The following is a 20,691-nucleotide window of genomic DNA, read 5'->3' on the forward strand; positions in this document are numbered from 1 at the left end:
GGAAGGGACTTCCATGGCTGTAAGCCTGTCCAAGGGCGGCAATGTCTCGCTGACCAAGGAGGCTCCGGGCCTCACCGCCGTCACGGTGGGCCTCGGCTGGGACGTCCGCACCACCACGGGCACGGACTTCGACCTCGACGCGTCGGCGATCGGCGTCAACGCGGCCGGCCAGGTCGCCTCGGACGCGCACTTCGTCTTCTTCAACAACAAGTCGACCCCGGACGGCACCATCGTCCACACCGGTGACAACCGCACGGGTGAGGGCGGCGGCGACGACGAGCAGATCAACGTCAACCTGGCGGGTCTCCCGGCCGACGTCGACAAGATCGTCTTCCCGGTCTCCATCTACGACGCGGTCGCCCGCTCGCAGAACTTCGGCCAGGTCCGCAACGCGTACATCCGCATCGTGAACCAGAACGGCGGCACCGAGATCGCCCGCTACGACCTCAGCGAGGACGCCGCGACGGAGACCGCCATGGTCTTCGGCGAGCTGTACCGGCACGGCGCCGAGTGGAAGTTCCGCGCGGTCGGCCAGGGCTACGCCTCCGGCCTGGAGGGCATCGCCCGCGACTTCGGTGTGAACGTCTGACCGACGCCCCCGCCGTGCGGACGCCCCGGCGCCCGCCCGCGCCCGTGTCCGCGCCCCGGGGATCCCGCCGGCCGCCGCCGGCCCCCCGGGCGCCGGACAGGGGGCGCTTCCGGCCGGCCCGTCGGCCGGGCCCCCGCCGACCGGCCCGGTGGCGGTCGCCGCTCCGGGGCCCGTCGTTGCCTACTGTGGCCGCATGATCGTGGAACCGCTGGAGCCCGGCGAGGAGGGCGCCCTGCCGGGCCCGCTCCTCACCGAGCTCACCGAGCTGTACGCGTCCAACCGGGAGTTCCAGCAGCTCAGCGGGGAGTTCCCGGACCCCGACGACATCCGGCCCGAGCAGGTCGCCGCCTCGCTCGCCGACGAGCTGGCGCAGCCCGGCGCGGAGGTGCTGGTCGCCCGGTCCGCCGGACGGGTGATCGGCATCGCCGTGACCCTGGCCCACCACCCGGACCCGGACGACCCGGACCCGTGGATCGGGCTGCTGATGGTGCACGGCCGGGACCACCGCATGGGCTTCGGCCGGGAGCTGACCGAGATCGTCGAGAAGCGGTTCCGGGCGCTGGGCCGGACGGGCGTGAAGCTCGCCGTACTGGACAACAACCGCAAGGCCCTGTCCTTCTGGCGCTCCCTCGGGTACGCGGAGGTCGCCCGCCGCCGGGACCTCAGGCTCGGCCGCGACTGCGTGGTGCTCCGCAAGCCCCTGTGACCCGGCGGGGGGCGGGGCTCAGGGCGCGGCCGGCCTCCCCTCGCCGTACAGCCACGTGTCCCACAGCGCGGTCAGGTCCCGGCCCGTCTCCTCCTCCACGTACGCGGTGAAGTCGTCCGTCGAGGCGGTGCCGTGCCGGTGCTCGGCCGCCCATCCGCGCAGCAGCGCGAAGAACGCCACGTCGCCGACGGCCCGTCGGACCTGGTGGAGGACCATCGCGCCCCGGCCGTACACCGGCGGCCCCGAGATGTCCGCGGCGGTCGGCGGCTCGGCGGGCGGGAACGCCCAGTTGTCCTCGTCGGCGAAGGCCGCGTCGAAGCTGTCCCGCACCGGTGTGCCCTCGAAGTCCTCCGCGTACAGCCACTCCGCGTACTGGGCGAAGCCCTCGTTCAGCCACATGTCCCGCCACGTGGCGGGCGAGACCGAGTCGCCGTACCACTGGTGGGCCAGTTCGTGGACGAGGATGCCGGGGGTGAACAGGTCCTCGGGGACGACCGGCCGGGTCTGCGTCTCCAGGGCGTACGCCGCGTCGCCCGCGCGCTCCACGACGACCCCGGCGGAGGAGAACGGGTACGGGCCGAACCGCTCCGCCAGCCAGTCCAGGAGCTCCGGCACCCGCGCCGCCAGCGGGGCGGCCCGGCGGGTGACGGTCCGGTCGGTCGCCGTGACGACGGGCACCCCGGCCGCGGTGCGGGCCGTGGTGACGTCGAACCGGCCGACGGCGACCGTCGCCAGGTAGCTCGCCATCGGCTCGGTGGTCCGCCAGGTGGTGGTCGTGCGTCCGTCCCGCGTCACCGCGCGGCCCGGCTGCCCGTTGGTGACGGCCCGGTAGCCGGCCGGGACGGTGAGGGTGACGGTGTAGGTCGCCTTGTCGGACGGGTGGTGGTTGCCGGGGAACCACGCCATGGACCCGGTCGGCTGGCCCAGGGCGACGGCGCCGTCCGCCGTCCGCAGCCACCCCTCCTCGGAGCCGTCCGGATCGGTGATCGTGCGCGGGGAGCCGGTGTAGCGGACGACGGCGCGGAAGGCCGCCCCGTCCTCGATGTCGGCGCGGGGCCGGAGGGTCACCTCGTTCCCGGCCCGCTGGACGGAGGCCGGTTCGCCGTCGACGGTGGCCCCCTCGACGGTGAGCCCGGCCAGGTCCAGACGGAAGGCGCTCAGGTCCTGGGTGGCGCGGGCGGTGATCTCGGCGGCGCCGTCGAGGCGGCCGGTGGCCGGGTCGTAGGCGACGGTCAGGGCGTAGTGGCGCACGTCGTAGCCGCCGTTGCCCAGGCGCGGGAAGTACGGGTCGCGCAGCCCGGCGGCGCCCGGCGTGCCCGTGACACCACCCGAGCACCCGGCCGCCGGCACCAGCAGCAGCGCGGCGAGCCCCGCGCGGACCAGCCGCCGCGCCCTCGTCCCATGGATCACCCGGCGATCCTAAGCGGGCGCCCGGCCGCCGCCCGGCCGGCGCCCGCCTCACACCCGTACGCCGCCGGTTCAGTCGGTGGTGAGCACGGCGGCGCCGGCCCGCGCGTACTTCTCGTCCAGGGCGCCACTCGGGGCGCCGGCCACTCCGATGCCCGCGACGGGCGTGCCGTCGGCGGCCACCGGGACGCCGCCGCCGAGGAAGAGGGTGCCGGGGATGTCCTTGAGGTTCGGCGTCGACTCCAGGCGCTTGACCAGCTCGGAGGTCGGAGCGTTCCAGGAGGCGGCGGTGTACGCCTTGCGCTCGGCCGACTGGTACGACTGCGGGCCGGCGCCGTCGCCGCGCAGGACCGCGATGGTGTTGCCGTTGCGGTCCACGACGGCGACCGTGACCCGCTGGCCGTCCTCGCGGGCGGCCTTCAGGGCGGCCTGCGCGGCGCGCGCGGCGGCGTCGGCGGTGAGGTGGCGGGTCCGGTGCGTGTCCCGCTCGGCGACGGCGGAGGCCGGGGCGGCCGTCCGGGCCCGCTGCGGGGCGTCCGGCGCGGAGGCGGTGGCGGAGACGGCGCCGAACGTGCCGGCGCCGAGGGCGGCCGCGACGAGGGCGCCGGTCAGGAGGCGGGTGCCGCGGGTGTGCTGGCGGTGGGCTGCCATGGGTGCTCCAGGGTCTCGGGGGGAGGGCCGGTCGGCCGCTGCGGTACCTCCACGATCCCGCCGCGGCCCGCCGCCCCGCGTCGCCGGAGGGGGCGACGGGAGCGTCAGCCGATCGGTTGATGCCGCATGGCGCGCGCGGGCGGAGGATGGGGAGCGTGACGCACAGGGACACACCGGAGCGCCCGCGTCGGGCCGCCCCGGCCCACCCGGCCGGGGCGGCGGCGGGGGCGGCTGCCGGGGGGAGGGCCGGGGCGGCGGCCGGGGCGAGTACCGGTACGGCGGCCGGGGGGAGGGCCGGGGCGGCGGCCGGGGCGAGTACCGGTACGGCGGCCGGGGGAAGGGCCGGGACGGCGGCCGGGGGAAGGGCCGGGACGGCGGCCGGGGGAAGGGCCGGGGCGGCGGCCGGCGACGCGGACGCCCGCCTGCTGGCGCGGGTCATGCACGTCGCGTTCTTCCTGCTGCTCGCCGCCTCCCTGGCCCGGTACCTGCTGCGCCACCCCTGGGACGGCACGGCCGGCTGGGTCGTCGCGCTCTCCGCGGTCCTGGCCGCGCTGTACGTCCTCGGCCCCGGCGCCGGGTCCCCGGCGGAGCCCCCCGCGCGGCGCGGCCGGGTGTGGCTGGCCGCCGTCGTGGCGGTGTGGCTGGTCCTGGTGGTCGTGGCGCCGAGCTTCGCGCTGTGCGCCGTACCCCTGCTGTACACGGGGCTGCGGCTGCTGCCGCCACGCGCCGCGCTGGTGCTGGTGGCCCTGCTGACGCTGTTCGTGGTGGTCGCCCTGCAGAAGCTGGCGGACGCAGGGGTCGACCCCATGCTGCTGATCGCCCCGCCCGCGGCGGCCGCCATCGCGACGGCCGTGTTCCTGCACGCCCAGCGGCAGGCCGGCCGGCAGCGGGCGCTCATCGGGGACCTGCTGCGCACCCGCCGCGAGCTGGCCGCGACCGAGCGGCGCGAGGGCACCCTCGCGGAGCGGCAGCGGCTGTCCATGGAGATCCACGACACCCTCGCCCAGGGCCTGTCCAGCCAGCGGATGCTGCTCCAGGCCGCCGACCGCACCTGGGACACCGACCCCGGGGCGGCGCGCCGCCATGTGCGGGCCGCCGCGTCCATCGCCGAGCACAACCTCGCCGAGGCCCGCCGCTTCGTCCACGACCTGGCGCCCGCCGACCTGGCCGCGAGCGGCGGCGACCTGGCGACCGCGCTGCGGGCCCTCGCCGCCCGCGAGACGGGCGCCGCGCTCCGGGTGCGGTTCCACGCCGAGGGCGAGGGCGGTCCGCTGCCCGGACGGGTGGCGTCGGCGCTGCTGCGGATCGCCCAGGGCGCCCTGGCGAACGTCCGGGAGCACGCCGGTGCCACCACCGCCGCAGTGACCCTGACCCGGCTGGACGACCAGGTGGTGCTGGACGTGGCGGACGACGGCCGCGGCTTCGACGCGCCGGACGCCCCGCGGGAGCCCGGCGGGGGCGTGCGCGGCCACGGTCTGCCCGCGATGCGCGCCCGCGCGGCGGCGCTGGGCGGCGTCCTGAACGTGGAGTCCGCGCCGGGCGAGGGCACGGTCCTGTCCGTATCGATCCCCTTGGGAGCGGCCCCCCGTGACACCTGAAGAGACCCCGACCGGCCCGACCGGTCCCACCGGCCCGACGGGCCCCACCGGCCCGGCAGGCCCGGCGGGGCCCGCCGGCCCGATCCGCGTCCTCCTCTGCGACGACCACGCCGTGGTGCGCGCCGGGCTGCTCGCCCTGCTGGGCAGCGAGCCGGGCATCGAGGTGGCCGGCGAGGCGGGCAGCGGAGAGGAGGCGGTCGCCCGCGCGGCGCGGCTGCGGCCCGACGTGGTGCTGATGGACCTCCAGCTGGGCCCCGGCATGGACGGCGTGGAGGCCACCCGCCGGATCGCCTCCCCTGAGGTCCGGGTCCTCGTCCTCACCACGTACGACACGGACGCCGACGTCACCCGCGCCATCGACGCGGGGGCCACCGGCTACCTCCTCAAGGCGGAGCGCCCGGAGGAGCTGTTCGCCGCGATCCGTGCCGCCGCCCAGGGGCGCACGGCCCTGTCCGCGCCGGTCGCCGGCCGCGTCATGGACCGGGTGCGCGGGGTGGCCGGGCCCGCCCTGACGGCCCGGGAGCGCGACATCCTCGGCCAGCTCGCACGCGGACTCGGCAACCGAGAGATCGCGCGCGCCCTCTTCATCAGCGAGGCGACGGTCAAGACCCATCTGGGCCGCATCTACACGAAGCTCGGCGTCGACACCCGCGCGGGCGCCGTGGCGGTCGCCAAGGAGCAGCGCCTCCTGACCTGACCCCCGCCCCCGCGCCGCCCCGGGCCGCCGGTCCACCAACGCCGGTCCACCACCGGCCGGTCCACCACCGGCAGGCCCGTCACCGCCGGTCCACCACCGCCGGACGCGGCGCCCCGGGGACGTGACACCATCGCGTACGTGCTCGACATCGGCTACTCCCTCTCGCGTCGCTTCCCCGACCCCCCGCAGACCGACTACCGGCGGGCCGACGTGCACGCCCTGCGCCACGACCTGTTCTGCGGGGACGTGTACCTGGCGGACACCGAGACCGACCGGGAGGTGGCCACCGCCTGGGGGTGGGTGCCGGTACTGGACTTCGCGTGGGCGCTGTGCGACACCGTGGAGCGCCTCGACCGCGACCCCCTCGGCAGCCGCTCGGCGCGGCCCCAGTACGCCGAGATCGACTTCACCGAGTCCACCGACCGGATGCTGTTCGAGCGCCGCTTCGGGTGGGTGGACGTGGAGGCCGACTGGATGCCCGGCGACGAGCCGCCGCTCACCTTCGGCCACGCGGTGCTGCGCCGGGAGGCGCGGGACTTCCTGCACGACCTGATCGCCGACCTGGTCGACCTGCACGAGGGCCTCGCCGACAACCCCGCCGTGTGGGACCTCCAGGCCCGCTTCCCGCGCATGCCCTGACGGCCGGCGCACCGCCCGCCCGCGGGCCCGCGCACCGGTTCTCGAACTCCCTTGACCTCGACCGCGCTTGAGGAAGGAAGCTGCCTCGTGCACGCCGCCGCACGAGACAGGAGCCCCTCATGCACGCCGTCCGCCTGCACGCCTTCGGTCCCGCCGGGAACCTGACGTACGAGGAGGTCCCGGACCCCGTGCCGGGCCCCGGCCAGGTCCGCGTCGTGGTCGCCGCCGCGGGGGTCCACCTCCTCGACACGGCACTGCGCGAGGGCATGCCGGGCCCGTTCGGCGGCCCCGCCGACCTGCCGACCGTCCCCGGCCGCGAGGTCGCCGGCACGGTGGACGCGCTCGGCGAGGGCGCCGACCCGTCCTGGCTCGGCCGCCGCGTCGTCGCCCACCTGGGCGCCGCCCCCGGCGGCTACGCGGAGCTGGCCGTCACCGGCGCGGACCGCCTCCACCCGGTCCCGGACGGTCTGGACGAGGCGGCGGCCGTCGCCATGATCGGCACGGGCCGCACGGCGATGGGGATCGTCCGGTTCGCCGAGCCGGGCCGAGGCGACGTGGTCGTCGTCCCGGCGGCGGCGGGCGGCATCGGCACCCTCCTCGTGCAGTACGCGAAGAACGCCGGGGCCACCGTCCTCGGCCTCGCGGGCGGCCCCGCCAAGACCGCCCTCGTGCTGGCCAACGGCGCGGACGCCGCGATCGACTACACCCGCCCCGGCTGGGCGCGGGAGGCGCGCGCGTGGCTCGGCGGGCGGCGGGCGGCGGTCGTGTACGACTCCGTGGGCGGCGACCTCGGCCGCGAGGCGGTCGGCCTGCTCGGCGAGGGCGGCCGGCACATCGTCTTCGGCTGGTCCAGCCAGGGCGTCCGGGACGGCGGGCCGCTGGTCCTCACGGAGGAGGAGCAGGCCGCGCGGGGGATCACCTCGCGGCAGGTGCTCGGCCGGGCCATGCTCGACCGGGCGGGCGGGGACGTACGGGTGCTGGAGACCCGCGCCCTGGCGGAGGCCGCCGCCGGCCGCCTCCGCCCGGCCGTCCAGCGCTTCCCGCTGCGGGAGGCGGCCCGGGCCCACCGCGCCCTGGAGACCCGCGGCACGACGGGCAAGGTCGTCCTGGTCCCGTGACCGCCCCGGGCCCGCCGCTACCGGGCGCCCAGCTCCGCCAGGGCCTCGTCGGTCAGCCGGTAGACGGTCCACTCGTCCTGCGGGCGGGCGCCCAGGGCCTTGTAGAAGTTGATCGACGGGGTGTTCCAGTTCAGCACCGACCACTCCAGCCGCTCGTACCCGCGCTCCACGCAGATCCGCGCCAGCTCCCGCAGCAGCGCCTTCCCGTGGCCGCCGCCGCGCGCCTCGGGGCGCACGTACAGGTCCTCCAGGTAGATGCCGTGCACACCGCGCCAGGTGGAGAAGTTCAGGAACCACAGCGCGAAGCCGACGACCTCGCCCGCCTCGTCCTCGGCGATGTGGGCGTACGCCGCGGGCCGCTCCCCGAACAGCGCCTCGCGGAGGTGCTCCTCGGTGGCCCGCACCTCGTGCAGCGCCTTCTCGTACTCGGCGAGGTCGCGGATCATGGCATGGATGACCGGCACGTCGGCCGGGGCAGCGCTACGAATCATGCCCCCAGCCTGCCACTCGCCCACCGCCCGCCCCACCGGGCCCCCGCCGGTGACGCGGGGCACCCTCCCGGCGGCGCTTCCCCGCTCCGGCGACGCCCCGTGCCCGTCCGCCGGAGCGGGGGTCCCGCCGGAGCGGGGGTCCCGCCGGAGCGGGGAAGGAAAAGGACCCCCGGCCGCGTGGCCGGGGGTCCTCCAGGAGCCGCCTGTCGGAATCGAACCGACGACCTCAAGATTACAAGTCAAGCGCTCTAGCCAACTGAGCTAAGGCGGCAGCCCGGTCAGTGTAACCAACCCCCAAGGCGGCGAAGGTGAGAATTCCGATCGCCCCGGACTGCTGACACATCCCTTCCGGCCAGGTAGCGTCACCGGGAAGTTCACCTCGGTGGACTGGACACACATCCCTCCTTTACTCGGATCGTCCGGCACGTTCCTGCCGGTGAAGGGACCCATCACCATGGCTTCTGTCACGTTCGACAAGGCGACGCGGCTCTACCCGGGCGGCACCAAGCCCGCCGTCGACCAGCTCGAGATCGAGATCGCGGACGGCGAGTTCCTCGTCCTCGTCGGCCCGTCCGGCTGCGGCAAGTCCACCTCCCTGCGGATGCTCGCGGGCCTGGAGGACGTCAACGGCGGCGCGATCCGCATCGGCGACCGCGACGTCACCCACCTGCCGCCGAAGGACCGGGACATCGCCATGGTGTTCCAGAACTACGCGCTCTACCCGCACATGACCGTCGCCGACAACATGGGCTTCGCGCTCAAGATCGCCGGGGTCAACAAGGCGGAGATCCGCAAGAAGGTCGAGGAGGCGGCGAAGATCCTCGACCTCACCGAGTACCTCGACCGCAAGCCGAAGGCGCTCTCCGGCGGCCAGCGCCAGCGCGTCGCCATGGGCCGCGCGATCGTCCGCGAGCCGCAGGTCTTCCTCATGGACGAGCCGCTGTCGAACCTCGACGCCAAGCTCCGCGTCTCCACCCGTACGCAGATCGCCTCCCTCCAGCGCCGCCTCGGCATCACCACCGTGTACGTCACGCACGACCAGGTCGAGGCGCTCACCATGGGCGACCGGGTCGCCGTCCTCAAGGACGGCCTGCTCCAGCAGGTCGACACCCCGCGCAACATGTACGACCGCCCGGCCAACCTCTTCGTCGCCGGCTTCATCGGCTCCCCCGCCATGAACCTGGTCGAGGTGCCGATCACCGACGGCGGCGTGAAGTTCGGCAACAGCGTGGTGCCCGTCTCCCGCGAGGCGCTGACCGCCGCCACCGCCAACGGCGACACCACCGTCACGGTCGGCATCCGCCCCGAGCACTTCGACGTGGTCGAGCACGGCGGCGCCGCCGCGCAGGCCCTGAGCAAGGACGCCTCCGCCCCGGCCGGCCTCGCCGTCCAGGTCAACGTCGTCGAGGAGCTGGGCGCCGACGGCTACGTGTACGGCTCCGCCCGCGTCGGCGGCGACCTGAAGGACCTGGTCGTCCGCGTCGGCGGCCGCTCCATCCCGGCGAAGGGCTCCGAGCTGCACGTCGTCCCGCGCCCGGGCGAGCTGCACGTCTTCTCCACCTCCACCGGCGCCCGCCTCAGCGACTGAGGCCCCACCGCCCACGGAACGGAACGGACGGCTCCGCGTACTCCACGCGGAGCCGTCCGCGTTTGGCGATCACGCGAACCCCTCAAGCCGGAGAAACCCCGGCACACCTGCCCGTTTCGGGTGACGTTCGTCAACAACGGACCCGGTCGAAGGTAACGAAACCTCCCCCGTGAGAGTGACTAAGCGTCCCTGAAACTTCACCGAGCGCTACGCTCGCCTCCGTGAACCAGACAGCACGCCGCATCGGCCGTTCCCTCGCCCTCGTCCTGCCCGTCGTCCTGGTCCTCTCCGGCACGCTCGCGGTCTCCAGCGTCCCGTGGGCCGGACAGCGCTCCGAGACGCAGCTGCTCACCGCCGCCGCGGAGAACGTCGCGGCACCGGCCGCCGCCCGCACCGAGCAGCGGCGCGCCCCCCAGGACCTGCTCCTCGACCGCCTCGTCGGCGAGATGGAGCGCACGGACCCGGGCGTCGCCCTGACGCACCTCCAGCGCGCCGTCGAGGACAGCCCGTCCCTCGCCCCGCACTGCATGTCGATCGCCCGCGACCTCGGCGCCGCCGCCGTCCGCGTCTACGGCCCGACCCGGGCGCAGTCCTTCTCCCGGCCCGTCTGCGACACGTCGTTCGCCGGTGGCGTCGCCGCCGCGAGCTGAGCCGGGGCCACGGCCGGTCCTGCTTCCGGATCGGAAGCGGGAGCCACGGCCGGACCCGATGCCGGGCCGGGGCCCCCGCAGGGCCGGGGCCCCACGCAGGGCCGGACCCGGAGCCGCGGCCGAGACCGAGGCCGAGGCCGAGGCCGGGCGGCGAACCGCCCCCGGGGCCGCCGGGGTGCGCCTATCGTGCCCCGTATGCACACCACTCCGACGCAGGCCGTGGTCCTGGCGGGCGGCCAGGGCTCCCGACTGCGCCCCTACACCGACGACCGCCCCAAGCCGATGGTCGAGATCCCGGGCACCGGGACCCCGATCATCGGCCATCAGCTCGCCTGGCTCGCCGCCGAGGGCGTGACCCACGCCGTCGTCTCCTGCGGCCACCTCGCCGACGTGCTGCGGCGGTGGCTCGACGACGCCGACCTGCCCCTGCACGTCACCACCGTCGTCGAGGAGGAGCCGCTCGGACGCGGCGGCGGCCTGAAGCACGCGGCGGCCCGGCTCCCGCACCCCGACGAACCCTGGTACGCCACCAACGGCGACATCTGGACCCGGTTCTCGCTGCGCGAGATGGCCGCCTTCCACACCGAGCGCGACGCGACCGCCACGCTCGCCCTGGCCCGCCCCCGCATCCCGTGGGGCGCCGTCGAGACCGACGCCTTCGGCCACATCACCGACTTCATCGAGGCGCCCCCGTCGCCCTACCTGATCAACGCGGGCGTGTACGTCTTCTCCGCGGCCTTCCGCGACCTGCTGCCCGAGCGCGGCGACCACGAGCGGACCACCTTCCCCGGCCTCGCCCGCGAGCGGCGGCTGGCCGGCTTCCCCCTGCCCCAGGGCGCCTACTGGCGGGCCATCGACACCGCCAAGGACCTGACGGAGGCCGCCAGGGAGCTGGCCGCCCGCGGACGGGTCCAGGACACCCCCGCGCGGGCCTGAGGGCAGCGCCCCGGCCGCCGTGCGGACCGGACCGCGCAGCGGTCTGACCGCCGCGCCGGGCCCGGCCCGCTCAGGCCCCGCCGGCCGGGCGCCCCCGCCGGGGGCGCGCGGACCGGCCCCGCCCGCCGGGAGCGGTCGCGTCGTCGCCGCGGGTACGGGCGCGGACGTGCATCCGCTCGCCCTGGCGGCCGAAGATGGACAGGATCTCCACCGGACCGTCCCCGGTGGAGCCGAACCAGTGCGGGACGCGCGTGTCGAACTCGGCCGCCTCCCCCGCCCCCAGCACCACGTCGTGGTCGCCGAGCACCAGCCGCAGCCGCCCCGCGAGCACGTACAGCCACTCGTGGCCCTCGTGGACGCGCGGGTCCGGGGTGGTGCGGGACACCGGGATCACCATCTTGTACGTCTGGAGCGGGCCGGGCTGCCGGGTGAGCGGCACCACCGTCGAGCCGCGCACGGTGCGCGGCTTGAGCCGTACGCGCGGATCGCCGACGTCGGGGGCGCCGACCAGCTCGTCCAGCGGTACCTGGTAGGTCTGGGAGAGCGGCAGCAGCAGTTCCAGCGTGGGGCGGCGCCGGCCGGTCTCCAGGCGGGACAGGGTGCTGCGGGAGATGCCGGTGGCGTCGGACAGCGCCGCGAGGGTGACGCCGCGCCGCCGCCGCAGCTCGCGCAGCCGGGGGCCGACCGAGGCGAGCGCCTGCTCCAGCCCCCCGGGGCCGGGCCCGGCAGGGGCCGTCGAGGGGGCGCTCGCGGGCGCGTACCGGGCGGTGCGCACCGCCGTGTCCCGCACCGCGGTGTCCCGCACCGCCCTGCCCTGCGCCGCCGCGCCGTGTGCCGCCCTGCAGGCGCGCTCCGCCGTGCCGTCGCGCTTCACCCTGTCGTGCCCCGCCGCCTCGTGCCCCGCCGTGTCGTGCTGCCGCATGCCGGTCATTGCATCCCGCCCCTTGCCACACCGGCAACCGCTGTTGCCGCTTCCGGGAAACGGGCACGGCACGGACACGGACACGGACACGGCACGGCACGGACGCCGGTACGGGCACGGGCACGGGTGGCACGGAGGGCGGCCACCGGCGCGGGTGCCGCGCGCGGTGACCGCCCTCGGATACCGGAGGGGGCCGGGGTCAGCCGAGGAGGCCGCCCAGCGGGTTGCGGTTGCCGCCCGTACCGCCTCCGGAGGAGCCGCCGGACGTGCCGTCGTCCGTGCCGCCCGAGCCGAAGCCGTCGTCGCCGCCACCGCCGCCGGAGCCGCCGCTGGAGGTGGGGCCCGCGCTGGCCACCGGGGGCGGCTCGGGGCGGGGCTCCTGCGGGACCTCGCCGGCGCCCCGCGTGGCCGTGGGCGCCTCCTGCTCGACCCGGCCGCTCTCGTAGACCGGCTCCTCCTCGGCCTGCTGCCCCGCCGTCGGGCTCTCGCTGGGCGCGGCCGACTCGGACGGGGAGGCGGACTCGGACGGCTCGGGCGCCTCGGCCGAGGCGCTCTCCGACTCGCGCTGCGCGGGCTCCTCCGGCAGCGGGCGCCCCGGCAGGTGGTTGGTCGGGTCGGCGTTCGGGCCCGGCACGGTGATCAGGTCCGAGGACCGCACGGCCCCGCCCAGCACCGAGCCGACGAGCAGCGTCAGGCCGGTCACCACCGCGGCCACCACCGCGCCGCGCCGCAGCACCCGGCGGCGCAGGTCCCACAGGGCGGCGCGCGGACCGAGCCTGCGCCAGGCCTCCCCCGCGAGGCGGCCGTCCACGGAGTAGACGGGCGCCCCGGCGATGATCAGCGGCGACCAGGCGGCGAGGTAGATGATGTCGGGCGCGTCGTACGCGGGGACGGCCCGCCAGCTCACGGTCAGCAGCAGCGCCGCCGACAGCAGCGCGCCGAACACCGCGGCGACCCGCTGCCACAGCCCCAGGATGGTGAGGACGCCCACGATGACCTGGGCGAACGCGACGCTGAGACCGGCGCCGACCGGGTGGGCCAGCGCGAAGTCGCGCAGCGGCTCGGCGAGCGGCCACGGGTCCAGCGACGTCAGCCAGCGGACCATGGAGCCGCGCTCGCCGCCGTCGAAGTAGACCGGGTCGCACAGCTTGCCCATGCCGGCGTAGACGGAGATGAGCCCGAGGAAGACGCGCAGCGGCAGCAGCACGACCCCGAGGTTCATCCGGCGGCCGGGGTAGTAGGCGTGCCGGTGGTGCGCGGGGGCGCCGTCCGCGTACCGGTCGCGGTCCTCGTCCGCGTACCGGCCGCCCTCGTACCGCTCGGCGTACCGGTCGGCGTACTGGTCGAGGTCGTACCCGTCCCGGTCGGCGGTCTCCGGGTCGTAGGCGCCGTACCCGGCGTCGGGGCCCGCGTCGGGGCCCGTGCCGTAGCCGGGGCCGTACCCGCCGGGGCCGTGGGCCGCGGGGTGCGGCGGCGCGCCGTGGCCGTACGGGAGCGCCGTCTCCCGGGTGTCGTCGGGCCGCAGGTCGTAGGCGCCCTCGGCGCGGCGCATGGGCGGCAGCAGCGGCGGCGCGTCGGGGGCGCGCCGTCCGCCGACGACCGGGGTCGGCAGCGTGTCGTCGCCGTAGCCGACGCGCGGGAGGACGCGGGTGGCGCCCGCCGCGGCGTCCGTCAGCGGCAGGGCCTGCGTGCGGTCGAGCGTGTCGACGCCCGCCGAGTCCCGTACCGCCTGGAGGAGTCCGGTCGCGCCGAGGTCCCCGGGCGAGGACTTGCCGGTCCACACGACGGGCGCGCGGCGCCGGGCGGAGCCGGGCGCCGCGCCGCTCAGGGCGGGGACGCGGGAGGGGTCCGCGAACCGGGGCCTCCGGACCGGGGCGAGCTGTACCCGGAAACTGGCGTGGTTCACGATGACCTGCGCGGGGTCGCTGTTGACCTTGACCATGCTCAGCGCAGGCTGATCGTCGAAGCCGGGCCTGGGCGTTCTGGTGTCCACACTCATCTAACCGAGTGACGGCGCGATAGGACACTGCCTTGACGGCCCCCAAATGTCCGAGACCCGTCAAGATCATGACGGGTCCCGGTACGGCGGCGCCGGACCCGCGGTGTCGGGCCCGGCGGGGGGTCAGGCCCTCCGGCGGGCCGCCTCGTAGAGCACGACGCCGGCCGCGACGCCGGCGTTGAGCGACTCGGCGCCGCCCGGCATCGGGATGCGGACCAGGTGGTCGCAGGTCTCGCCGACGAGCCGGGACAGGCCCTTGCCCTCGCTGCCGACCACGATGACGACCGGGCCCTCCAGCGCCTCCAGGTCGCCGACCTCCGTCTCGCCCTCGGCGGCGAGGCCGACGACGGTCAGGCCGGCCTTCTGGTACGCCTCCAGGGCGCGCGTCAGGTTGGTGGCGCGTGCGACGGGCGTGCGGGCGGCCGTACCGGCGGACGTCTTCCAGGCGCCCGCGGTCATGCCGGCCGCGCGCCGCTCCGGGACGACCACGCCGTGGCCGCCGAACGCCGACACGGACCGGACGATCGCGCCGAGGTTGCGCGGGTCGGTGACGCCGTCGAGGGCGACGATCAGCGGCTCCTCGCCCTCGTCGTACGCGGCGGCGGCCAGGTCCTCGGGGTGGGCGTACTCGTAGGGCGGGACCTGGAGGACGAGGCCCTGGTGGTTCAGGCCGTTCGTCATCCGGTCCAGCTCGGCGCGCGGGGCCTCCATGAGGTGGATGCCGCCCCGGTCGGCGGCGAGCTTCAGCGCGTCGCGCACCCGCTCGTCGTTGTCGATGAACTGCTGGACGTAGAGCGTCGTCGCGGGCACGCCGTCGCGCAGGGCCTCGAAGACCGGGTTGCGGCCGACGACCATCTCGGACTGGCCCTTGCCGCCGCGCCGGACGACCGGGCGGCGCGCGGACTGCTTGGCCTTGGCGTTGGCGACGCGGTTCTTCACGTGCCCCTTGCGCATGTGCGCGGGCGGCGTCGGGCCCTTGCCCTCCAGGGAGCGGCGCCGGTTGCCACCGCTGCCGACCGTCGCGCCCTTCTTGTTGCTGGTGCGGCGGTTCCTGCGCTGGCTGTTCCCGGCCATGACCTACCTGTCTCCGTCAAAAATCACAGTCGTGCGTACGTGTGGGGGGTGTGCCGCCCGGCCGGGCCGGGCGGCACCTCAAGAGTGCGTCAGCGGGCGCCGAGCGTCCAGCGAGGCCCGTCCGGGCCGTCCTCGATGACGAGCCCGGACTGCCCGAGCTGGTCGCGGATCGCGTCGGCGGTGGCCCAGTCCTTGCGGGCGCGGGCCGACTCCCGCTGCTCGAGCACCATGCGTACGAGGCTGTCCACGACGCCGTGCAGGTCCTGGCTCGACTCCGCCTCGCCCGCCCAGTGCGGGTCGAGCGGGTCCAGGCCGAGGACGCCGAGCATCGCCCGGACCTCCGCGAGCCGGGCGACGGCCGCGTCCTTGTCGTCGGCGGCCAGTGCGCTGTTGCCCTGGCGGACCGTGTTGTGGATGACCGCCAGCGCCTGCGGGACGCCCAGGTCGTCGTCCATGGCCTCGGCGAACGCGGGCGGCACCTCGGCGGCGGGCTCCACGGTCCGGCCGGCCTTCTCGACGACCCGCTGGACGAAGCCCTCGATCCGCGCGTACGCGGCGTCCGCCTCGCGCAGGGCCTCCTCGCTGTACTCGATCATCGACCGGTAGTGCGGCGTGCCGAGGTAGTAGCGGAGCACGACGGGGCGCCACTGCTTGACCATCTCGGAGACGAGCACCGAGTTGCCGAGCGACTTCGACATCTTCTCGCCGCTCATGGTGACCCAGGCGTTGTGCACCCAGAACCGGGCGAACTCGTCGCCGAACGCCTTGGCCTGCGCGATCTCGTTCTCGTGGTGCGGGAAGACCAGGTCCAGGCCGCCGCCGTGGATGTCGAACGCCTCGCCCAGGTACTTGTGGGCCATCGCCGAGCACTCCAGGTGCCAGCCGGGGCGGCCGCGGCCCCACGGGGTCTCCCAGCTCGGCTCGCCGGGCTTGGCCGCCTTCCACAGGGCGAAGTCCCGCGGGTCGCGCTTGCCGGTCTCGCCCTCGCCGGACGGCTGGCGCAGGTCGTCCAGGTCCTGCCGCGACAGCTCCAGGTAGCCGGGGAAGGAGCGCACGTCGAAGTAGACGTTCCCGTCGGCCTCGTAGGCGTGGCCCCGCTCGATGAGGCCGCGCATCATCTCGACCATCTCGGTGACGTGCCCGGTGGCCCGCGGCTCGTACGTGGGCGGCAGGCAGCCGAGGGCCCGGTAGCCGTCGTCGAACGCGCGCTCGTTCTGGTACCCGATCGACCACCAGGGGCGGCCCTGCTCGGCGGCCTTGGTGATGATCTTGTCGTCGATGTCGGTGACGTTGCGCACGAACGTCACCTCGTAGCCGCGGTAGGCGAACCAGCGGCGCATGATGTCGAAGTTCAGCCCGGACCTGATGTGCCCGATGTGCGGGGCCGCCTGCACGGTCGCGCCACACAGGTAGATCGAGACGCACCCCGGCTTGAGGGGGGAGAAGTCGCGGATCCGCCGGGCGCTGGTGTCGTACAGCCGAATAGTCACCACTCCAGGGTAGTGGGCGACCACCCGTGCCCACGCCCGTCCCGTGGTATCCGCCCGCGGGGCGGGCGGGGCGGACGGGCCCGCGGGTGCCCCTCGTGCCCGGTCGGGAGGTTCGCGCGGGTGTTCCTGGACCCGATCCGGGCGCGGACCCATCCGAACGGGCTCCGGCTCCGAAGTACCGGTGAGGGTTCCGCACGGGCGCGGCCGGTCGCCTCGGCGGCGACCGGCCGTGCCGGTGGTGCCGGTGGTGCCGGTGGCGGTCGGTCCGTGCCGGTGGCGACCGGTCCGTGCCGGTGGTGCCGGTGGTGCCGGTGGCACCGGTCCGTGCCGGTGGTGCGGGATCTGTGGTCCCTGTCGTTCCGCCGGCCCCGCCGGCCCTTCGGTTCCTCTGGTTCCTCTGGTTCCTTCGGTTCCTTCCGCCCCGTCGGTCCCGCCGGGTCCCGTCGTAGGAGAGGTTGCGTATGCACGGCCGTCACGTCCCCCCGCCCCCGCCGGGCCGTCCGCGCCCGGGAGGCGCCCGGTGAGCGGCTTCGCGCGCGTCGCGGGCGGTGCGCCCGGCGGCGCCGCCGACCTCGCGGAGACCGTCGCCCGGGTGGCCGACGGGGACCGGGAGGCGTTCGCCGCCCTGTACGACGCCCTCGCCGGCCCCGTGTACGGCCTGGTGCTCCGGGTGCTGCGGGACCCGGCCCAGTCCGAGGAGGTGGCGCAGGAGGTCATGGTGGAGGTGTGGCGTTCCGCGGCCCGCTACGCGCCCGAGCGGGGCGGGGTCACCACCTGGGTGCTGACGATCGCGCACCGGCGCGCCGTCGACCGGGTCCGCTCCGAGCAGGCGGCGGCGGACCGCGAGGAGCGCACCGCGACCGCGGCGCACACCCCGCCGTACGACCAGGTCAGCGAGGAGGTGGCGGTGCGTCTGGAGAGCGAGCAGGTGCGCCGCTGCCTGGGGTCGCTGACCGACCTGCAGCGGCAGGCGGTGACACTCGCCTACTACCAGGGCTACACGTACCGGGAGGTCGCCACGTTCCTCGCGACGCCCCTCGGCACGGTCAAGACGCGGCTGCGGGACGGACTCATCCGGCTCCGGGACTGCATGGGAGTGAGCGCATGACCGAGGACCACCTGCACGCCCCGACCGGCGCCTACGCGCTGCACGCCCTCCCGGACGACGAGCGGGCGGAGTTCGAGCGCCACCTGCGGGACTGCCCGGCGTGCGCCCAGGAGGTGCGGGAGCTGACCGCCACCGCCGCGCGCCTGGGCGCCGCCGTCGCCGCCGCGCCCCCGCGGGAGATGCGGGCGCGGGTGCTGGAGCGGATCGCGACCGTGCGGCAGGTGCCGCCGCGCGTGCCCGACGACGGCGGCGGGCGGGCGCCGCGCCGGTGGACGGCGGCCCGGCTGGCCCTGGCGGCCAGCGTGGCGGCGTGCGCCGTGCTCGGCGGCGTGGCCGTGCGGCAGTACCAGGAGGTGCGGCACGCGGAGGCGGCGGCGCTGAACGCGCAGCGGCAGGCCGACGCGCTGGCCCGGGTGCTGGCCGCGCCGGACGCCCGCACGGCGGCCGGGGCACTGGGCGGGGGCGGGCGGGCCGCGGTGGTCGTCTCGCGCGGCGAGGACCGGGCCGTCTTCCTTGCGACGGGGCTGCCGGAGCTGCCCGCCGGGCGCACGTACCAGCTGTGGTTCGCGCGCGGCGAGGAGATGAGGCCCGCCGGTCTCGTACGGGGCGACGGCGCCCTGGTCATGGACGGGCCGGTGGGCGCGGCGACCGGCATGGGCGTCACGGTGGAACCGGCGGGCGGCTCGCCGCAGCCGACCACGGCGCCGCTGGCCGTGATGGCGCTGCCGTCCTGAGGGGGCGACAGCGGCCGTACGGAGGACGCCGCCTGACGGAGGCACACGACGGCGCCGCCTGACGGAGGCGCACACGAAGGGGTGCGGGGGCCCGGCCGGGTCCCCGCACCCCTTCGCCGTCATCGCCCGCACCCGTCCGCCGTCGGCGCCCGGCGCCCCTTCGCCGTCATCGCCCGGCGCCCGGCGTGCCCGGCCCGGCGCCGTACCGGCCCCACCGGCCGGACCGGCGGCCCCGGCGGCCCCGGCGGACCCTCGGTACCTGGGGGTCATCCCCCCTTTCTCACTCTTTCGGGTGACTGACCCATCCGCCGGACGGCCCGCGCCGAATACGGGATGTGAGCACCCTTCGACGGATCCTCGACCGCGCCGCCCACGGCGCCGCCTGCGGCCTGCCGGCGGCGTTCACCGCGCTCGCGGTGGCCGAGCTGGCCGCGGCCCTCGTGCGCCCCGAGGCCGGCCCCGTCACCGTGGTCGGAGGGGCGGCGATCGACCGCACGCCCGCGCCGGTGAAGGACTGGGCCATCCGCTCCTTCGGGGAGGCCGACAAACTCGTCCTGCAGGTCGGCATCCTGGCCGTGCTCGCGGGGTGCGCCGTGCTCGTCGGCGTGCTCGCGCCGCGCCGGCGCCTGGTCGGCGCCGCGCTGGTGCTCGCCTTCGGCGCGGTGGGCGCGGCGGCGGCCCTGTCCCGCCCCGACAGCCGGGGCGCCGTCGACGCGCTGCCCTCGCTGGCCGGCGGAGCGGCCGGCGCGGTCGCCCTGTACCTGCTGGCCGGACTGGCCGGCCGGGCCGCCGAGTCCGCCCGCCCGGCCGCCGCGGGCGGGGCGCACGCCGATCCGGTCGCGGTGGGCGGCGCCTGCCCGGCCCCGGTCACCGTGGGCGGGGCGCACGGCCGGGGCGGCGCAGGCGGCGGAGGCGGCGGTACGGGCGCCGATGGCCGTGGCGGCGCCACCGGCGGCGGTGGCAGTACGGCCACCACCGGTACGGCCACCGGCTCGGCCGGGGCGCCCGGTGCGGGATCCGACGAGGGCCCCGCGCCGGTGGGCACGGTCACCGCCGACGCGGACACCGCAGGCGGGGGCGGCACCGGCGCGGACGGCCCCCGTACGGCCCCCGGTCCGGGCGGCGGGGACCGGCGCGCCCGGCGGACGTTCCTCGCGGCGGCCCTCGCCACGACGGCCGCCGCCACCGGGGCGGGAGTCCTGGGCCGTACCCTCACCACCCGCCGCGCACGGGGCGCCGTCGCCTCCCGCGAGGCCCTGCGGCTCCCCGCGCCCGCCTCGCCGGCACCGCCCCTGCCGGCCGGGTCCGCCGTCCGCGTGCCGGGCGTGGCCGCCTTCACGACGGCCGACAGGGACTTCTACCGGGTGGACACCGCCCTGGTCGTGCCGCGGATCGACGCCGGCACCTGGCGGCTGCGCCTCCGCGGCAAGGGCGTGGCGCGGCCCCGCACGTACTCCCTGGCGGACCTGCTCGCCCGGCCGCTCGTCGAGCGGGACATCACCCTCACCTGCGTCTCCAACGAGGTGGGCGGCCCCTATGTCGGTACGGCGCGCTGGCTCGGCGTACCGCTGGCGGAGCTGCTGCGCGAGGCGGGCGTACGGCCCCCCTCGCGCGGCGGCCCGGCGGACCAGCTGGTGGCCCGCTCCGTGGACGGGATGACGATCGGCACGCCCGTCGAGGACGTGATGGACGGCCGCGACGCGCTGCTCGCCGTGGGCATCAACGGCGCACCCCTGTCGTTCGAGCGCGGCTTCCCCGTCCGCATGGTGGTCCCCGGCCTGTACGGCTACGTCTCGGCCTGCAAGTGGATCGAGGAGATCGAGCTGACCACGTTCGCCGACTTCGACGCCTACTGGGTGCGGCGCAAGTGGGCCAGGCGGGCCCCGGTGAAGACGCAGTCGCGCATCGACACGCCGAGGCCCTTCTCTCGGCCGGCCGCCGGTGTGGTCATGGTCGGCGGGGTCGCCTGGGCGCAGCGCCGGGGCATCGCCCGTGTGGAGGTGCGGGTCGACGACGGCCCGTGGCAGGACGCCCGGCTGGCGGCCCAGGGCTCCGTCGACACCTGGCGGCAGTGGTCCTACGCGTGGCGGGCCACCCCCGGCGGCCACACCCTCACCGTCCGCGCCACCGACGGCACCGGCGCCGTCCAGACGGAGCGGCGCACCAGGACCGTCCCCGACGGGGCGAGCGGCCGGCACAGCGTGTTCGTCACCGTGACCGACCCCGAGTCGCCATGAGCCCAGGCACCAGGCCCCCGCCCCCGGCCTCCAGGCCCCCCAGGCCCCCGTCCGCGG

The 20,691-nt window shown here is 76.3% G+C and carries 19 protein-coding genes and 1 tRNA gene; 12 read left to right on the plus strand and 8 right to left on the minus strand.

What is annotated here, in order from left to right; translation table 11 throughout:
• The first annotated feature begins 13 nt into the window (after positions 1-13).
• On the plus strand, positions 14-589 hold the full coding sequence (locus tag CP974_RS13390; protein ID WP_031128851.1) for a TerD family protein: 576 nt from the start codon (positions 14-16) through the stop codon (positions 587-589).
• A 193-nt stretch (positions 590-782) separates the two neighbouring features.
• The gene (locus tag CP974_RS13395) at positions 783-1,295 is read left to right on the plus strand and encodes a GNAT family N-acetyltransferase (protein ID WP_031128852.1); all 513 of its coding nucleotides are present in this window, start codon (positions 783-785) and stop codon (positions 1,293-1,295) included.
• Positions 1,296-1,313: 18 nt separating this feature from the next.
• Here the strand turns inward: CP974_RS13395 and CP974_RS13400 are convergent, their stop codons facing one another.
• Complete coding sequence (locus tag CP974_RS13400; RefSeq protein ID WP_037936621.1) at positions 1,314-2,705, minus strand: M1 family metallopeptidase; 1,392 nt, start codon at positions 2,703-2,705, stop codon at positions 1,314-1,316.
• A gap of 69 nt (positions 2,706-2,774) precedes the next feature.
• Positions 2,775-3,353, minus strand: a complete 579-nt coding sequence (locus CP974_RS13405; RefSeq protein WP_031128854.1) for a GlcG/HbpS family heme-binding protein — start codon at positions 3,351-3,353, stop codon at positions 2,775-2,777.
• Positions 3,354-3,790: 437 nt separating this feature from the next.
• Here CP974_RS13405 and CP974_RS13410 point away from each other — a divergent pair, with 437 nt between their 5' ends.
• The 4 genes from CP974_RS13410 (at position 3,791) to CP974_RS13425 (ending at position 7,405) form a co-directional block, all read left to right on the plus strand.
• The gene (locus tag CP974_RS13410) at positions 3,791-4,951 is read left to right on the plus strand and encodes a sensor histidine kinase (protein WP_051839322.1); all 1,161 of its coding nucleotides are present in this window, start codon (positions 3,791-3,793) and stop codon (positions 4,949-4,951) included.
• 82 nt (positions 4,952-5,033) lie between these two features.
• Positions 5,034-5,648 carry a response regulator gene (locus tag CP974_RS13415; RefSeq protein ID WP_031130883.1) on the plus strand — a complete coding sequence of 205 codons (615 nt, stop codon included), beginning with the start codon at positions 5,034-5,036 and terminating at the stop codon, positions 5,646-5,648.
• 138 nt (positions 5,649-5,786) lie between these two features.
• The gene (locus CP974_RS13420; protein ID WP_031130885.1) at positions 5,787-6,287 is read left to right on the plus strand and encodes a hypothetical protein; all 501 of its coding nucleotides are present in this window, start codon (positions 5,787-5,789) and stop codon (positions 6,285-6,287) included.
• 119 nt (positions 6,288-6,406) lie between these two features.
• Positions 6,407-7,405 carry a zinc-binding dehydrogenase gene (locus CP974_RS13425; protein WP_031130887.1) on the plus strand — a complete coding sequence of 333 codons (999 nt, stop codon included), beginning with the start codon at positions 6,407-6,409 and terminating at the stop codon, positions 7,403-7,405.
• 17 nt (positions 7,406-7,422) lie between these two features.
• On the opposite strand, the gene CP974_RS13430 is transcribed toward CP974_RS13425, so the two are convergent.
• A complete protein-coding gene (locus CP974_RS13430; protein ID WP_031130889.1) occupies positions 7,423-7,896 on the minus strand; it encodes a GNAT family N-acetyltransferase in 474 nt (157 codons plus the stop codon).
• Between the two features lie 197 nt (positions 7,897-8,093).
• Positions 8,094-8,167, minus strand: a tRNA-Thr gene (locus CP974_RS13435).
• Between the two features lie 183 nt (positions 8,168-8,350).
• Between CP974_RS13435 and CP974_RS13440 the strand changes: the two genes are divergently transcribed.
• From CP974_RS13440 to CP974_RS13450, 3 genes are all read left to right on the plus strand, one after another.
• A complete protein-coding gene (locus CP974_RS13440; protein WP_031130891.1) occupies positions 8,351-9,484 on the plus strand; it encodes an ABC transporter ATP-binding protein in 1,134 nt (377 codons plus the stop codon).
• A 221-nt stretch (positions 9,485-9,705) separates the two neighbouring features.
• Complete coding sequence (locus CP974_RS13445) at positions 9,706-10,134, plus strand: hypothetical protein (RefSeq protein ID WP_031130893.1); 429 nt, start codon at positions 9,706-9,708, stop codon at positions 10,132-10,134.
• A gap of 195 nt (positions 10,135-10,329) precedes the next feature.
• Positions 10,330-11,070: a nucleotidyltransferase family protein gene (locus tag CP974_RS13450; RefSeq protein WP_031130895.1), complete on the plus strand. Its 741-nt coding sequence runs from the start codon at positions 10,330-10,332 to the stop codon at positions 11,068-11,070.
• Between the two features lie 70 nt (positions 11,071-11,140).
• Here CP974_RS13450 and CP974_RS13455 read toward each other — a convergent pair whose 3' ends face one another.
• The 4 genes from CP974_RS13455 to cysS form a co-directional block, all read right to left on the minus strand.
• Entirely contained in the window at positions 11,141-11,776 is a 636-nt protein-coding gene (locus CP974_RS13455) for a helix-turn-helix domain-containing protein (RefSeq protein WP_079140529.1), read from the minus strand.
• A gap of 415 nt (positions 11,777-12,191) precedes the next feature.
• Positions 12,192-13,991 (minus strand): DoxX family protein, encoded by a 1,800-nt coding sequence (locus CP974_RS13460; RefSeq protein WP_223844370.1) that lies wholly within the window; start codon positions 13,989-13,991, stop codon positions 12,192-12,194.
• A gap of 123 nt (positions 13,992-14,114) precedes the next feature.
• Positions 14,115-15,065 (minus strand): 23S rRNA (guanosine(2251)-2'-O)-methyltransferase RlmB, encoded by a 951-nt coding sequence (rlmB, locus tag CP974_RS13465; protein WP_031130902.1) that lies wholly within the window; start codon positions 15,063-15,065, stop codon positions 14,115-14,117.
• Between the two features lie 89 nt (positions 15,066-15,154).
• Entirely contained in the window at positions 15,155-16,555 is a 1,401-nt protein-coding gene (cysS, locus tag CP974_RS13470; RefSeq protein ID WP_031130904.1) for a cysteine--tRNA ligase, read from the minus strand.
• A gap of 592 nt (positions 16,556-17,147) precedes the next feature.
• Here cysS and sigK point away from each other — a divergent pair.
• From sigK to CP974_RS13485, 3 genes are all read left to right on the plus strand, one after another.
• The gene (sigK, locus tag CP974_RS13475) at positions 17,148-17,663 is read left to right on the plus strand and encodes an ECF RNA polymerase sigma factor SigK (protein ID WP_231717366.1); all 516 of its coding nucleotides are present in this window, start codon (positions 17,148-17,150) and stop codon (positions 17,661-17,663) included.
• On the plus strand, positions 17,660-18,397 hold the full coding sequence (locus tag CP974_RS13480) for an anti-sigma factor (protein WP_031130909.1): 738 nt from the start codon (positions 17,660-17,662) through the stop codon (positions 18,395-18,397). The genes sigK and CP974_RS13480 overlap by 4 nt, the downstream gene beginning before the upstream one ends.
• A 335-nt stretch (positions 18,398-18,732) precedes the next feature.
• Positions 18,733-20,634, plus strand: a complete 1,902-nt coding sequence (locus CP974_RS13485; RefSeq protein WP_031130911.1) for a molybdopterin-dependent oxidoreductase — start codon at positions 18,733-18,735, stop codon at positions 20,632-20,634.
• Positions 20,635-20,691: the final 57 nt, after the last annotated feature.

The sequence above is a fragment of the Streptomyces fradiae ATCC 10745 = DSM 40063 genome (genome assembly GCF_008704425.1).
Taxonomy (GTDB): Bacteria; Actinomycetota; Actinomycetes; order Streptomycetales; family Streptomycetaceae; genus Streptomyces; species Streptomyces fradiae.